11 protein-coding genes and 1 pseudogene are annotated in these 13,654 nt (G+C 64.6%); 6 read left to right on the plus strand and 6 right to left on the minus strand.

Annotated features, from left to right (window positions below; all coding sequences use genetic code 11):
• Nucleotides 1-17: 17 nt before the first annotated feature.
• Nucleotides 18-1,415 (minus strand): methyl-accepting chemotaxis protein, encoded by a 1,398-nt coding sequence (locus tag BWQ93_RS10505; protein ID WP_077030505.1) that lies wholly within the window; start codon nucleotides 1,413-1,415, stop codon nucleotides 18-20.
• A gap of 104 nt (nucleotides 1,416-1,519) precedes the next feature.
• On the minus strand, nucleotides 1,520-1,852 hold the full coding sequence (locus BWQ93_RS20810; RefSeq protein ID WP_156878203.1) for a hypothetical protein: 333 nt from the start codon (nucleotides 1,850-1,852) through the stop codon (nucleotides 1,520-1,522).
• A gap of 443 nt (nucleotides 1,853-2,295) precedes the next feature.
• Between BWQ93_RS20810 and BWQ93_RS10510 the strand changes: the two genes are divergently transcribed.
• The 4 genes and pseudogenes from BWQ93_RS10510 to BWQ93_RS10525 all read left to right on the plus strand — a co-directional run.
• Nucleotides 2,296-2,724, plus strand: a complete 429-nt coding sequence (locus BWQ93_RS10510) for a hypothetical protein (RefSeq protein ID WP_156878204.1) — start codon at nucleotides 2,296-2,298, stop codon at nucleotides 2,722-2,724.
• A 631-nt stretch (nucleotides 2,725-3,355) separates the two neighbouring features.
• The gene (locus BWQ93_RS10515) at nucleotides 3,356-4,534 is read left to right on the plus strand and encodes a vWA domain-containing protein (RefSeq protein WP_077030507.1); all 1,179 of its coding nucleotides are present in this window, start codon (nucleotides 3,356-3,358) and stop codon (nucleotides 4,532-4,534) included.
• A 188-nt stretch (nucleotides 4,535-4,722) separates the two neighbouring features.
• The gene (locus BWQ93_RS10520; RefSeq protein WP_077030508.1) at nucleotides 4,723-5,529 is read left to right on the plus strand and encodes a lipid II flippase Amj family protein; all 807 of its coding nucleotides are present in this window, start codon (nucleotides 4,723-4,725) and stop codon (nucleotides 5,527-5,529) included.
• Nucleotides 5,522-6,370 (plus strand): annotated as a pseudogene (locus tag BWQ93_RS10525) (DUF817 domain-containing protein); the annotation flags it as partial. The gene BWQ93_RS10520 and the pseudogene BWQ93_RS10525, both read left to right, overlap by 8 nt.
• A gap of 366 nt (nucleotides 6,371-6,736) precedes the next feature.
• Here BWQ93_RS10525 and BWQ93_RS10530 read toward each other — a convergent pair.
• From BWQ93_RS10530 to BWQ93_RS10540, 3 genes are read right to left on the minus strand one after another with little or no spacing between them, the layout of a single operon-like run.
• On the minus strand, nucleotides 6,737-7,999 hold the full coding sequence (locus BWQ93_RS10530; RefSeq protein WP_232314586.1) for a M24 family metallopeptidase: 1,263 nt from the start codon (nucleotides 7,997-7,999) through the stop codon (nucleotides 6,737-6,739).
• A complete protein-coding gene (locus tag BWQ93_RS10535; protein ID WP_077032324.1) occupies nucleotides 7,992-9,194 on the minus strand; it encodes an exo-beta-N-acetylmuramidase NamZ family protein in 1,203 nt (400 codons plus the stop codon). The genes BWQ93_RS10530 and BWQ93_RS10535 overlap by 8 nt, the downstream gene beginning before the upstream one ends.
• 2 nt (nucleotides 9,195-9,196) lie before the next feature.
• Nucleotides 9,197-9,724: a DOMON-like domain-containing protein gene (locus tag BWQ93_RS10540; protein WP_077030510.1), complete on the minus strand. Its 528-nt coding sequence runs from the start codon at nucleotides 9,722-9,724 to the stop codon at nucleotides 9,197-9,199.
• Between the two features lie 80 nt (nucleotides 9,725-9,804).
• On the opposite strand from BWQ93_RS10540, the gene tyrS reads away from it, so the two are divergent.
• Together tyrS and BWQ93_RS10550 are read left to right on the plus strand one after the other, a co-directional pair.
• The gene (tyrS, locus tag BWQ93_RS10545) at nucleotides 9,805-11,031 is read left to right on the plus strand and encodes a tyrosine--tRNA ligase (RefSeq protein WP_077030511.1); all 1,227 of its coding nucleotides are present in this window, start codon (nucleotides 9,805-9,807) and stop codon (nucleotides 11,029-11,031) included.
• 76 nt (nucleotides 11,032-11,107) lie between these two features.
• Nucleotides 11,108-11,446, plus strand: coding sequence for a PilZ domain-containing protein (locus BWQ93_RS10550; RefSeq protein ID WP_077030512.1), 339 nt, complete (start codon nucleotides 11,108-11,110; stop codon nucleotides 11,444-11,446).
• Nucleotides 11,447-11,573: 127 nt separating this feature from the next.
• On the opposite strand, the gene recG is transcribed toward BWQ93_RS10550, so the two are convergent.
• Nucleotides 11,574-13,637: an ATP-dependent DNA helicase RecG gene (gene recG, locus BWQ93_RS10555; protein WP_077030513.1), complete on the minus strand. Its 2,064-nt coding sequence runs from the start codon at nucleotides 13,635-13,637 to the stop codon at nucleotides 11,574-11,576.
• Between the last annotated feature and the right edge of the window lie 17 nt (nucleotides 13,638-13,654).

Genomic DNA, 13,654 nt, shown 5'->3' on the forward strand with positions numbered 1-13,654 from the left:
CGACAGGGAGGATTTACTCAAAGCTGGTAGGCCACTTCGACGTCGCCCCAGCGGCGGCCGTTGATCACCACCGGCATATAGACGTTGCGCACCGTAACATAGTTGGTGCCGTCGCCCTCCTGGCGATAGACCGCCATGAAGAAGGGCGCGTTGCTCTTTTTCGCCGCCTTGTCGGTGTCGTCGAACAGGATGCGACCGTTGCGGCAATGCGCGGTATCGTGAACGACATCGCCCGTCGGGGCGCGCGAGCAGTCGGTGATATGCGTCGGCAGGAAACCGTTCATATCGCCCGCCGAGGACATCTTTACCTCGGGATGGTTCGCCACGACATGGTCGAACAGCGGCCGCCAATTGGTGTCGGCCCAGTCGCACAGCGTGGTGCGGAAACGTTCGGGGTTCGACCCCGGCACGCGCACATAATTGGTGTCGAACAATTGCTCCATCGACAGCTCGCCCTTGGCGAGCGCCAGTTCGGCGATCGCGACAAACTGGTCGCGCACGCGCGAGGCGAGCTCGACCACCGCCGAATCCTTCGGCGACACCCCGGCCGAGATCACCGCGTTGAACATGCGGTTCGACACATGCTCCATTTTCAGGATCGAATCGCGCGTGCCGTCCAGCGTGGCGCTATTGTCGCGCACCGACGCGACGACGCGGTCGACCGCGTCGCGCACCTTGGCGCCGTTTGCATGCACCATCGCGCTCGACTGCGCGATCCGGTCGCTCTGGTCGTCGAGCAGCGCGACGAGATGCGTCGCGTCGTGCAGCGCGTCGGTGATCGTTTCGAACTGCGCCTCGGCGCGGCTCGACTGTTCGACCCCCGACTGGATTTCGGTGACGAGGCCGCTGGCCTCGGTCGCGAGGCTGCCGATCGACCGGCGGATCTCGTCGGTCGCGCTGCGCGTATTCTGCGCCAATTTCTTCACCTCGGCGGCGACGACGGCGAAGGTGCGCCCGGCATCGCCCGCGCGCTCGGCTTCGATGGCCGCGTTCAAGGCAAGCATGTTGGTGGTCTTGGCGATCTGTTCGATCGACTGGCTGACCTGCTGCACCTGCGCCATCACCGCGGCGAAATTGGTGACATGCGTGCCGAGCCGCGCGACGAGATCGATGACCGAGCGGAACTCGCTGACCGCCGCGTTGACGCGCTCGGCGCCGGTGTCGAGCTGCTCGCACGCACGCGCCGACAGCAATTTCGCTTCATCGGTCGAATCGGCGATCTGACGCTGGTCGGCCTCGAGGCCGACGACGAACTCCTCGAGCCGCCCGAGCTCGACGATCTGACGGTCCATCTGGTCGGTCGAGCGCTTGATCCGCCCCGCCGCCTCGCTGCACCCGACGGCCAGCTCGCCGCAGTCGCCCGCCACCGATTGGTCGAGGATCGGAGCCGCCGGATTTATGGACTCGAATTTCATTGCGCCACCCACGTTCGGAATCATCCGCAGGTGATGACCGATAATGGTTAACGCAGGGTCAATGGGAAGCGAGAGCCAAAGGTCGGCTTCGGGGTGGGAAGCAGTCATTCGTTCGTAAGCCGATCGCCTCCCGCCACTAATGAGAACGCTCTGTCGGCGACAGTTTGAAGTGCTTCTATTGCATCGTGGCTGGGATGTTTAGAACGTAGATCCAATAGCGGGATCAAGGCGTTTCGAACCTCGGAGATCGCTTTCAGCTCATCAGAAGCATAGCCATCCGAATCCAAAAAATCCGACAAACGCTCGTTCATCGCGTCCAAATAATCGCTATAAGGCACTTTGCCGGCCATCTGCCTATTACCACGTAGCTGATTCAGCGCCTCTATTGCGCGTTCACGGATATCTTGGCGCGCCCATTCTGGTGATCTGTAAGGCATGATCCATCTTACGGCCCAACTTGAGCTTCCGCAATCGGTCGGAAGCGGACCCTATCGCAATGTGTGTTGATGGCGAATGTCTCTTTCGCTTGAGAGCGGATACACGCCTTCAGGTGTCAACCAGTCATCGACGCTCGGAGCCGCTGATTTAGGTTCGCCGACACCATTCCATAGGAGTCCAATCTCGTAAGGCTCCGCGTCGTCACCCCCAAAGAATTGATATTCAATTTGCCACCCGAGCCGAACTAATTCGGTGGCGTGCCGCGATGATCCTGTTCGCTGCAATCTGCCCATAGCGCCCCCAGCCGTTGGGCTGGAGGTTAAGATAAGGCACCACATTTTTCAACGTCCGGAATCGGTCGTTAGCGGTCATTCGCGCGAAATTGTCGCAACGACCGGTATCGACCGATTGTGGAGTTTCGTCAGCCCATTATACAGCTCTTGTGAAGCGCAAAGATTACACCCCGCAAGCTGAGGCTTTGTTCCAACGCTTCGCCGAACGTCACGGCCTTTCATACTCAGTTGCGCCAGAAGCACCTATTGAGACGCTTTGGATTTTTCCCGAGCAACAGAAACTTTCTATGCCCATCATGTTAGGTCTTCAGAACGGGGACGCGTTAAACTTCGGCGTGGCCGATTTTTGGTCATACTTCTCCCCTTTTGAAACAGTTGCGGAAGAATTTGACCGAGCGATCGATGCTTGGGTATCCGGTGACGCCCGGGTCGCGGTGCACCGCGGCCGGGGCCGGAAGCTTCAAATGCGCGATGGCGATAACTGGAAAACGCTCTACAGCGCGAACGGAGGCCTTTTTCCCATACTGTCCAATCCACTCCGCTTCATATCGAACCGGCCATTGAATCAGCAGCATTGAGGTCCGCGCTCTACTCGATCCCTCTCCTCTCTCGCGCGCTCGGCGTCGAATCGTCAGCAATCGACCGGTTGCGGACACATCCAACGATGTTATGTCTGTGTTGGCCCTGACACGGTCGGCGTGGGCGCAATAGCTTACTGTTGCGTCTCGGCGGGTTCGACTCCCGCCCGTGGGTCCGCTTCTTCTTCAACGCCGAAGGCCGCTCCCCACCCCATTTAGGCCAATCAGCCCCGATCCGGACGGAATGACCGCAACCGGTCGTCAGCGGCCATTTGCGCCAACCCGATCAAAAACCGCTTTCCGAATAAATCCCGCTGTGGCATGTTCTTCTTTCGTTCTTTGATTCCGTGGATATCCGCCCGCCGTCCCCGCCGTCCGGGGGCAATCCTCGTGGTCGGCCACCGGAGACAAAACCCGTCGCCCAACCAGCAGGGAAGACCTCGAAAAAAATGCGTCATTGGGCTGAACTTTCCTGAACTTTGCCCCGGCGCCGGTTAAAAATCGCGCCGCATCGCTAATTCGCGAATGAAGGTGCGCCGTTTTCCGCCACTCTGTCGCGATCCAATGGCGCGCACTTTCCGTTTACGTAAAGCAGTTGCGCCCGCCCCCGCGACCGTTTACGCTTTGCCCCATGCTGTTCGGCTTCCTCGAAGAACTCCGCACCGCGGGCATTCCCGTAAGCATGAAGGAGCATCTGCTGCTGCTGGAAGCGCTCGACCGCGAGGCGATCGATCGCAGCCCCGAGCAATTCTATTACCTCAGCCGCGCCATCTATGTGAAGGACGAGGGCCTGCTCGACCGCTTCGACCAGGTGTTCAACAAGGTCTTCAAGGGCCTGCTCACCGATTATGGCCAGAACCCCGTCGACGTCCCCGCCGACTGGCTGCGCGCGGTGGCCGAGAAATTCCTGACCCCCGAGGAGATGGCCGCGATCGAATCGCTCGGCGACTGGGACAAGATCATGGAGACGCTGAAGGAGCGGCTCGAGGAACAGCAGAAGCGCCACGAGGGCGGCAGCAAATGGATCGGCACGGGCGGCACCTCGCCCTTCGGCAATTCGGGCTATAACCCCGAGGGCGTGCGCATCGGCGGCGAGAGCAAGCACAAGCGCGCGCTCAAGGTCTGGGAAAAGCGCGAGTTCCAGAACCTCGACAACACCAAGGAACTCGGCACCCGCAACATCAAGATCGCGCTCCGCCGCCTGCGCAAATTCGCGCGCGAGGGCGCGGCCGACGAACTCGACATCCCCGGCACGATCGACGGCACCGCGCGCCAAGGCTGGCTCGACATCCAGATGCGCCCCGAGCGGCGCAATGCTGTCAAGCTGCTGCTGTTCCTCGACGTCGGCGGCTCCATGGATCCCTTCATCAAGCTCTGCGAAGAACTCTTCAGCGCCGCGACGACCGAGTTCAAGAATCTCGAATTCTTCTATTTCCACAATTGCCCGTACGAAGGCGTGTGGAAGGACAACAAGCGCCGCTGGTCCGAACGCCACCAGATGTGGGACATCCTCCACAAATATGGCCATGATTATAAAGTGATCTTTGTCGGCGACGCGTCGATGAGCGCCTATGAAATAACCCATCCGGGCGGCAGCGTCGAACATTTCAACGAGGAATCGGGCGCGGTCTGGCTCCAGCGGATAACCCATGTCTATCCCGCCGCGGTGTGGCTGAACCCGGTGCCCGAGGCGCATTGGGGCTACACCCAGTCGGTCAAGCTGATCAAACAGCTGATGAACGACCGCATGTATCCGTTGACGCTCGAAGGGCTCGACAAGGCGACGCGCGAGTTGACGCGGAAGCATTGACGGCGGCCCACTTAGGCCGTGACGATTTCAAGCCGATCCCCTAATCCCGTTCGTGTCGAGCGTAGTCGAGACACCCATCGGTAGCGCACGGCATCGGGGTGTCTCGACGAAGTTTACCCAGAGCGCCCGCCCTGCGGGCAGCCGAAGGGCTCGACACAAACGGATTTCATAAGTTCCGCTAGGCCCCCATGTTCGACCTCCCCCTCCTCACCATCCTCCTGCTCACCGGCTTCATCAACCTGATCGGCGCGCTTGCCTATGCCGCGCGCATCGCCGGGGTTCGGACGCGGCGGATCGCCATGTCCTTCGCGCTGTTCAACATCCTCGTGCTTTTCTCGCGCACCTCGAACAGCTTCCTCGGCCCCTTCCTCGCCAAGCGCATCGAGACGCGCATCCACGACGGCAGCGGCCTGTCGCTGTTCCTCGACATGCAGCTCGTGCTCGCGGCGGCGAGCGTCGCGACGCTGATCGGCATTTTGCTCGTCCCCACCGGCCAGCGCATGTTCGCCGCGGCGATCGGCTGGTACCAGGACAATCGTTCGACGACGCGCCTCGCGCTCAAAGCCGTCAGCCCGACGGGCTTTCGTACGCTCCGCCAGTCGCTGACCTTCCCCAGCCTCTCGCACCTCAAAAGCTGGAAGATGCCCAAGGGCATCGGCTGGGGCGTGCTGATCGCCAACTGCCTGGCGCAGTCGCTACTCGCCGTCGGCGTCGTCGCCTCGCTCTACGCCGGCTATCTCGCCCCCGAATTCCGCGTCACCGCGTCGCAGCTCTCGGCGTTGATCAACGGTTTCGCGACGATATTGTTGTTCGCCTTCATCGACCCGCAATTGTCGGTGATGACCGACGACGCGGTCGAGGGCAAGGTCGACGAGGCCGATTTCCGCCGCGCGATCACCTTCATCTCGCTGAGCCGCCTCGCCGGCACGGTCCTGGCGCAGGCGCTGCTGCTCCCCGCCGCGATGCTGATCGCCTGGGTCGCCGTGCATGTCTGAATGGCATGACGGTGCGGGACGCGGCCACAGCCGCTTCCACACCGTCCGCGCCCGGCTCGAGGCGATGGCGGTCGAGCCGGGGCTGCGCGGCTGGTTCCTTGAATTTCTCGTTTTCGGGTTCAAGCAGGGCTGGGCGTGCCTGTTCGGCGCGCTGATGCTCGCGCTGCTGCTCGGCACGCATCTCTTCTGGCCCGACAGCGCGCCGCTCCACCGCTACGACGCGATCACCATCGGCGCGGTCCTGATCCAGCTCGCCATGCTCGCCTTCCGGCTCGAGACGCCGAGGGAAGCGCTCGTCATCCTGATCTTCCACATCGTCGGCACCGTGATGGAGCTATTCAAGACCGCCGCGGGATCGTGGCAATATCCCGAGGCGAGCCTGCTCCACATCGGCGCGGTGCCGCTCTTCTCGGGCTTCATGTACGCCGCGGTCGGCAGCTATATCGCCCGCGTCTGGCGCATCTTCGACTTCCGCTACACGGGCTATCCGCCGATGTGGACGAGCTACCTCTTGGCGGCCGCGATCTACGTCAATTTCTTCGCGCACCATTGGGTGATCGACATCCGCTGGCTGCTTTTCGCCGCGACCGCGCTGCTCTTCTGGCGCTGCCAGGTGTGGTTCCGCCCGCTCCACGTCCACCGCCGCATGCCCCTGCTCGTCGGCTGGGGCCTCGTCGCGCTGTTCATCTGGTTCGCCGAGAATATCGGCACCTTCGCCCGCGCCTGGACCTATCCCAGCCAGGACGACGGCTGGCACATGGTCGGCCTCGAAAAGCTCGGCAGCTGGTATCTGCTGATGATCATCAGCTTCGTGCTCGTCAGCCTGGTCCAGCGGCCGAAGGCTCCGGATATCGGCGGAGAGGAAGCAACGTCCGGGCTGTATCCCGAATCGCTTTGGGTCGTGACGATCGAAGACGATGTGCTGACAGTCGCCGACGACAAGGGTGTGAAGCGGGCGATCGCCCTGTCCGCGCTGTCCAGCATCGTCATCGCGACCGACGACAGCGGGCCCTGGGGCGCCGACGTCTGGTGGCTATTCTACGACCCGCAAGGCCAGCTCGGCCCGGCCTATCCGCAAGGCGCGACGGGCGAGTATGTCCTACTGGACCGTCTCACTCAGCTACCCGGCTTCGATCATTCCGCCATGATCGCCGCCATGCGGTCTACCGACGATGCTACCTTCACCGTTTGGCGAAAATAGCGCCGCTCAATCGAACGGCCGGTCGATCGACGGCGGCGGTTCGCTGAACCACTTGGGCCCGCTATCGGTCATGTAGAAACAATCCTCCAGCCGGATCCCAAACTCGCCGGGAATATAGATGCCCGGTTCGTTCGAGAAACACATGCCCGGCGCCAGCTTCGTCGTCTCGCCGCGCACCAGATTCACCGGCTCGTGCCCGTCGAGCCCGATGCCGTGACCCGTGCGGTGCGAAGTCCCCGGCAGCTTGTAATCGGGGCCCCAGCCGAGCCCGGCATAATAGCTGCGCACCGCATCGTCGACCGCGCCTGCCGGCGTGCCGAGCTTCGCCGCGGCGAAGGCGACGTCCTGCCCCTTGCGCATCTGGTCCCACACCTGCCGCTGCCGCGCGCTCGCCTTGCCGTAGACGAAGCTGCGCGAGATGTCGGACTGGTAGCCATGGACGGTCGCGCCGCAGTCCATCAGCACGACTTCGCCTTCGCGCACCGCCTGCGGCTTGCCCGACCCGTGCGGATAGGCGCTGGCCTCGCCGAGCAAGATCAACTCGAACTCGCTGCGCCCGCCGAGCGCGGCGGTCGCCGCCGCCATGATCGCGCCGATGTCGGCGGGGGTCATCCCCGCCTCGATGCGCGGCGCGGTGTGGCGATAGGCGGCGATGGTGATGTCCGACGCGATTTGCATCAGCGCGACTTCGGCCGCCGACTTGTGCATCCGGCACCCGCGCACCACCGGCGCGCCGTTGATGACCGTCGCGCCCGGCATCGCCTTTTCCAGCCCGTCGACCGCAAAATAGCGCACCGTCTCCTCGACGCCGATGCGCCCCTTCGCCAGCCCGCGCTTGCCGAGCCACGCCGCGACCGCCGCGAGCGGATTTTCGTCCTCGTTCCAGGTCAGAACCTCGGCGTCGATGCCCAGGCTCTCGCGCACCGACGGCTCCTCGAAAAAGGGCGTGACGACCGCGACCTCGCCTTCGCGCGTCAGGATCACCGCAGTCAGCCGCTCGCTGCGGTTCCAGCGCACGCCGGTGAAATAGATCAGGCTCGACCCCGGCTCGATCAGCAGCGCGCCGATGTCGTTCGCCGCCATCAGTTCCTTCGCCTTGGCGATCCGCGCCAAACGCTCGGCCTTGCCAATCGGCACCGCCTTCGCCGCAAGATTGGGCAGGCCCCCCGTGTCGGCCGCCAGCACCGATGTGGGCAGCGTCGCGACCAGCCCGGTCAGCGCCGCGGTTCCCAGAAATTGCCGCCGGTGCATGCTCATCCCCTCAGTCATAGATCAGCATATCGGCGATCTCCGCGCGCCACGCCGCCTCGTCGGGCCCCGCCAGCGCATCGAGATCGCCCGCCGCGGCGCCCGCCTCGTCGACCCATTCGCGCAGGCCCGTGCCGCCGTTGATCACGTCGATCGCGAGCACATCGTCGGTATATTCATATTTGAAATCCGTGCCGCGCCAGATCGGATAGTCGGGATAAAGCGAACGCACCGCCTTGAACCCCAGCGCCTGCACGCGCCACGGCCGGAACGCCGCATGATCGTACCAGCCACCCTCGGCATGGATGAACACGCCGCTGTTCAGCACCTTCATATGCTTGTGGAAGGTCGGCTCGAACCAGATGTCGCGCAGCCTGCACCCCGCGAGCCATTCGGGTGCGAGCCGCTGCATTTCGGCGATCACCGCCTTCGCGTCGATATCGGGGGCGCCGAACAGTTCGAGCGGGCGCGTCGTGCCGCGCCCTTCGCTCAAGGTCGCGCCCTCGACCATCACCGTCCCCGCATAGGCGCGCGCCATGTTGAGGTTCGCGGCATTGGGGCTGGGGTTGATCCACACGCGCTCGTTGGGCCAGCCGAAGCCCGGCCCATCGGGCAACCAACCCTCCATTTCAATCACGCGGTAGTCGACGTCGAGATCGAAGTGGCGGATGAACCAATGCCCCATCTCGCCCATCGTCAGCCCGTGCCGCATCGCCATCGGCCCCGCGCCGACGAAGCTTTCCCAACCCGGCTGGAGCAAGGTGCCCTCGACCGGGCGCCCCGCGGGGTTGGGCCGGTCGAGCACCCACACCGCCTTGCCGTGCGCCGCGGCGGCTTCGAGCACATAGAGCAGGGTGGTGACATAGGTGTAGATGCGGCAGCCCAGATCCTGCAGGTCGACGAGCATCACGTCGAAGGTGTGCATCGACTGCCCGCTCGGCCGCCGCACTTCGCCGTACAGGCTGAACACGGGCATGCCGTAAGTCGGATCGGTGAAGTCGGGCGACTCCATCATATTGTCCTGCAGGTCGCCGCGCACGCCGTGCTGCGGCCCGAACACCGCGGTGACGTCGATCCCGACCGCGACCAAAGCGTCGATGCTGTGCGTGAGGTCCGCGGTAACCGAGGCGGGATGCGCGAGCAGCGCGACACGCTGGCCCTCGAGCGGTTTGCGAAGCGCAGGGTCGGCGAGCAGGCGGTCGATACCGAAGAGGATAGTCATGCGGGCGGGGGTGCCTCAAGCGTCAGCGCAAAGCAATCGGGATGATGGAAGTCGGGCTTGCCCGGCGGATGGCGGAGCGCCCAGTAGCTTTTGGTGCCGTCCGTCTCCTCGATCACGACCGATAGCCCGAGCTGCCAGTCGATATCGTGGACGCCGGGCTCACCTGAAAAGTCGAACAGCGCCTGAAGGATACCGCCGACGCGATCGAAATCGGGCGCCACCTCGGCGTCGCGCATCCCCGCCCGATAGTCGTCGAAGCGGTAGGACGCCCAGGCGGTCGAGGGCGACAGGTTGAACTCCCAGTAGTCGTCACGCCTCGCGGGTTTCAGGAACGCCTCGCAGCAGGTCGTTTGCCAAAGCCCATCGGTGCGCCCGAGCGCACGGCGCGGCGGCATGATGATCTTGTCCATTTCGCCGTCGACGACGAAGCGCAGATAGAGCGAGCCCGGCTGGTTGCGAACCGCATCGACCGAGATGAACAGGTCGGCGGAACAGGGCGTGTCGGGATGGCAGGTCAGCAGCATGCCCCATCCTACGCCAATCGCGCCGACGCTGGAATGACGGGTTTGAGGAATTTCTCACACATGCTAAGCGCCCGCGCGCTATGACCAGTTACAAATCCGATTTGCTCCGCGTGCTCGACGGCCGCGGCTATATCCACCAGACTACCGATGCGGAAGGCCTCGACGCCCTTGCCGCCAAGCAGATCATTCCCGCCTATATCGGCTTCGACGCCACCGCGCCGTCGCTGCACGTCGGCAGCCTGGTCCAGATCATGATGCTGCGCCGCCTGCAGCAGACGGGGCACAAGCCCGTCGTGCTGATGGGCGGCGGCACCACGCGGATCGGCGACCCGACGGGGCGCGACGAGAGCCGCAAGATGCTCGATGATGCGACGATCGAGGCGAATATCGCGTCGATCCGCACGATCTTCGAACCCTTCCTGACCTTCGGCGACGGCCCGACCGACGCGGTGATGGTCAACAACCACGACTGGCTGGGCCAGCTCGGTTATATCGAACTGCTGCAGGAGGTCGGCACCCACTTCACGATCAACCGCATGCTGACCTTCGATTCGGTCAAGCTGCGGCTCGAACGCGAACAGCCGATGACCTTCCTCGAATTCAATTACATGATCCTCCAGGGCTACGATTTCCGCCACCTGTCGAAGGCGATGGGCGTGCGGCTGCAGATGGGCGGGTCGGACCAGTGGGGCAATATCGTCAACGGCATGGAGCTCGGCCGCCGCATGGACGGCGCCGACCTCTATGGCCTGACGACTCCGCTGCTGACCACCGCGGCGGGCGCCAAAATGGGCAAGACCGCTGCCGGCGCGGTATGGCTAAATTCCGATCAACTGTCCCATTTTGACTATTGGCAGTACTGGCGCAACGCCGACGACCGCGACGTGGGCAAGTTCCTGAGGCTGTTCACCGACCTGCCGCTCGAAGAGATCGCGCGATTGGAAGCGCTCGAAGGCGCCGAGATCAACGAAGCGAAGAAGATCCTCGCCGACGCCGCGACCGCGCTCTGCCGTGGCGAGGAAGCGGCGCGCACCGCCGCCGAGACCGCCGCGCAAACCTTTGAAAAAGGGCAGATCGGCGGCGATTTGCCGCAGGTCGCGGCGCCCGCCGAGGGCATCCGCATCCTCGATGCGCTGCGCGAACTCGGTTTCGCGGCGTCGAACAAGGAGGGGCGGCGCAAGCTCGACGAGGGCGCGGTCAAGGTCGATGGCGTCGTGGTCCGCGACCCCAATCATGTGATTTCGCCCGCCGCCGACCCGGTGCCGCTCAGCCTCGGCGCCAAGAAGCACGGGCTGGTCACGCGCTGACGGCTTGCCGCAGCGTTTACCACTTCTTAGGTGAATCGCGGCGATCACTCCTCGCTCGACCAGCGAGAGTGATGGAATGCGCAAGATCGACACCAACAAGGCCCATTATGTGGGGCTCGACCAGCGGCTCGCGCCGCGGAGCGACGTCTATTGCCGCTTGCCGATGGTCCTGCCCGACGGCAGCCAGGACATGTGCACCTGCGTCAACATCAGTTCCGACGGGCTGCTGATGCGGTACGAGCGCGGGCTCGAAATCGGCGACCTCGTGGTATTCCGCATGCCGATCATCGGCCGCATCGCCGCCAAGGTCATCTGGTCGCTTGCCGGCAAGACCGGGGTCCAGTTCGAACAGATGATCGCGGTCGAGGATTACCTGCCGATGATCCGCGCCATGGGCGCCAGAGGCGACATCTAACCGCTCCTATTCCAAACCCGTTCGCCCTGAGCTTGTCGAAGGGCTGTCCTTTCTTTCGACCGCGGAAGAAGGAAGAACGGTGCTTCGACAAGCTCAGCACGAACGGTTTTGAGTTGGTTTGCAGTCGCTAACCGCTCCGGAGCAGCGGCACCGCCGCATCGCGTTCGAACAGATAGAGGCAGAGCCGCACCGCTTCGCCGCGCGCGCCGTCCATCCCGCCGTCGCGTTCGACGAACAGCCGGGCATCGTCGTGGGCCACGGGGAGCAAGCGCACGAGCTGCTCGGCGCTCGCGACGCGGTAATCGGCGTCGCCCGACTGCTTGAGCCCGAGCAGTTCGCCGCCGCCGCGCAGCTCCAGATCCTTCTCGGCGATCAGGAAGCCATCATTCGTTTCGCGCATCAGCGCCAGCCGCTCGCGCGCGGTCTCCGACAGATTCTGCGAGCGCAGCAGCAGGCACACCGACTTCGCCGCGCCGCGCCCGACGCGCCCGCGCAGCTGGTGGAGCTGCGCCAGCCCGAAATTCTCGGCATGCTCGACGACCATCAGGCTGGCGGCGGGGACGTCGACCCCGACCTCGATCACCGTCGTCGCGACGAGCACGCCGATCCAGCCCGCCTGAAAGCGCGCCATGACCTCGTCCTTGTCGGGGCCCTTCATCCGCCCGTGCACCAGCCCGACGCGATCGTCGCCGAGCCGCAAACGCAGCAGCGCCGCGCGCTCCTCGGCCGCCGCCAGCTCGCTCGCCTCGCTCTCGGCGACCAGCGGGCACACCCAATACGCCTGCGCCCCGCTCGCGAGATGGCGTTCGAGCCCGCCGATCACCTCGTCGAGCCGGTCGACCGAGACGACGCGCGTGTCGACCGGGGTGCGCCCCGGCGGCATCTCGTCGATCCGCGACACATCCATCTCGCCATGGTTGGCGAGCTGCAGCGTGCGCGGGATCGGGGTCGCGGTCATCACCAGCAGGTGCGGCGGCCGCTGACCCTTGGCGGTGAGCATCAGCCGCTGTGCGACGCCGAAGCGATGCTGCTCGTCGACGACGACCAGCGACAGGTCGCGATAATTCACCGCCTCCTGGAAGATCGCGTGCGTGCCGACGAGGATGTCGATGCTGCCGTCGGCCAGCCCCATCAGCGTCGATTCGCGCACCCGCCCCTTGTCGCGCCCTGTGAGGATCGCGATGTTCACCGGCAGCCCGGCAAGCATGCCCTGCAAGGTCGCGAAATGCTGCCGCGCCAAAATCTCGGTCGGCGCGAGCAGCGCCGCCTGCGTCCCTGCTTCCACCGCGGTCAGCATCGCGCGCAGCGCAACCAGCGTCTTGCCCGACCCGACGTCGCCCTGCAGCATGCGCAGCATCGGCACGTCCTGCGCCATGTCACCCGCGATCTCGCGCCCGACCCGTTCCTGCGCACCCGTGAGTCCAAACGGCAGCTTGAGCGCGCCGGTCAGCCGCCCGTCGCCGGCGATCCCCCGCCCCTTGCGTTTGCGCAGCCCCTCGCGGATCAGCATCAGCGCAACCTGGCTCGCGAAAATCTCGTCATAGGCGAGCCGGTCGTGCGCCGCGGCATCGTGCGGGCTCGCGTGCGCGCGCGCCAGCGCCTCCTGCCAGCCCGGCCATTCACGCAGCGCCAGCAACGGCCCGTCGATCCATTCGGCGAGCTCGGGCCGCCGTTCGAGCGCGATCTCGACCAGCTGGTTCAGCCGCGCATTGGTCAGCCCCTCGGTCAGCGGATAGACCGCCTCGCTCGTCGCGATCGCGGCGTCGCCCGGTTCGCCGACATGGTCGGGATGGACGATCTGGCGCATGTCGCCATAGGCGTCGAGCCGCCCCGACACCTGCCGCGGCTCACCGAGCGGAAAGAGCTTTTTCGCGAGCCCCGCGGTGCGCCCGAAATAGACGAGCCGGACATGGTCGCCCGCGCCGTCGAACGCCTCGACCCCGAAGGGCGCACGCGGGCTCCGGCCGGGGCGATAGTCTTGCGCGGTCAGCGTCACGATGATCTGCTGCCCGACCTGCGCCGCGTCGAGCCGGTCGACCGGATAGCGCTGTACCAGCCCCGTCGGCAGGTGGAACAGCACATCGATCACGCGCTCGAGCCCCAGCCGCGTCAGCGGCTTGGCAAGCTGCGGCCCGACCCCTTTGAGGTCGGTCAGCGCGGCAAAGAGCGGATTGAGTATCTCGGGTCGCATGGCTAGGGCTTGTCTAG

The sequence above is a fragment of the Sphingopyxis sp. QXT-31 genome, from assembly GCF_001984035.1.
Taxonomy (GTDB): domain Bacteria; phylum Pseudomonadota; class Alphaproteobacteria; order Sphingomonadales; family Sphingomonadaceae; genus Sphingopyxis.

Coding starts and splice junctions, on each gene's coding strand:
- BWQ93_RS10505 (WP_077030505.1), bottom strand. CDS start 1,415: ATGAAATTCGAGTCCATAAATCCGGCGGCTCCGATCCTCGACCAATCG.
- BWQ93_RS20810 (WP_156878203.1), bottom strand. CDS start 1,852: ATGCCTTACAGATCACCAGAATGGGCGCGCCAAGATATCCGTGAACGC.
- BWQ93_RS10515 (WP_077030507.1), top strand. CDS start 3,356: ATGCTGTTCGGCTTCCTCGAAGAACTCCGCACCGCGGGCATTCCCGTA.
- BWQ93_RS10520 (WP_077030508.1), top strand. CDS start 4,723: ATGTTCGACCTCCCCCTCCTCACCATCCTCCTGCTCACCGGCTTCATC.
- BWQ93_RS10530 (WP_232314586.1), bottom strand. CDS start 7,999: ATGACTGAGGGGATGAGCATGCACCGGCGGCAATTTCTGGGAACCGCG.
- BWQ93_RS10540 (WP_077030510.1), bottom strand. CDS start 9,724: ATGCTGCTGACCTGCCATCCCGACACGCCCTGTTCCGCCGACCTGTTC.
- tyrS (WP_077030511.1), top strand. CDS start 9,805: ATGACCAGTTACAAATCCGATTTGCTCCGCGTGCTCGACGGCCGCGGC.
- BWQ93_RS10550 (WP_077030512.1), top strand. CDS start 11,108: ATGCGCAAGATCGACACCAACAAGGCCCATTATGTGGGGCTCGACCAG.
- recG (WP_077030513.1), bottom strand. CDS start 13,637: ATGCGACCCGAGATACTCAATCCGCTCTTTGCCGCGCTGACCGACCTC.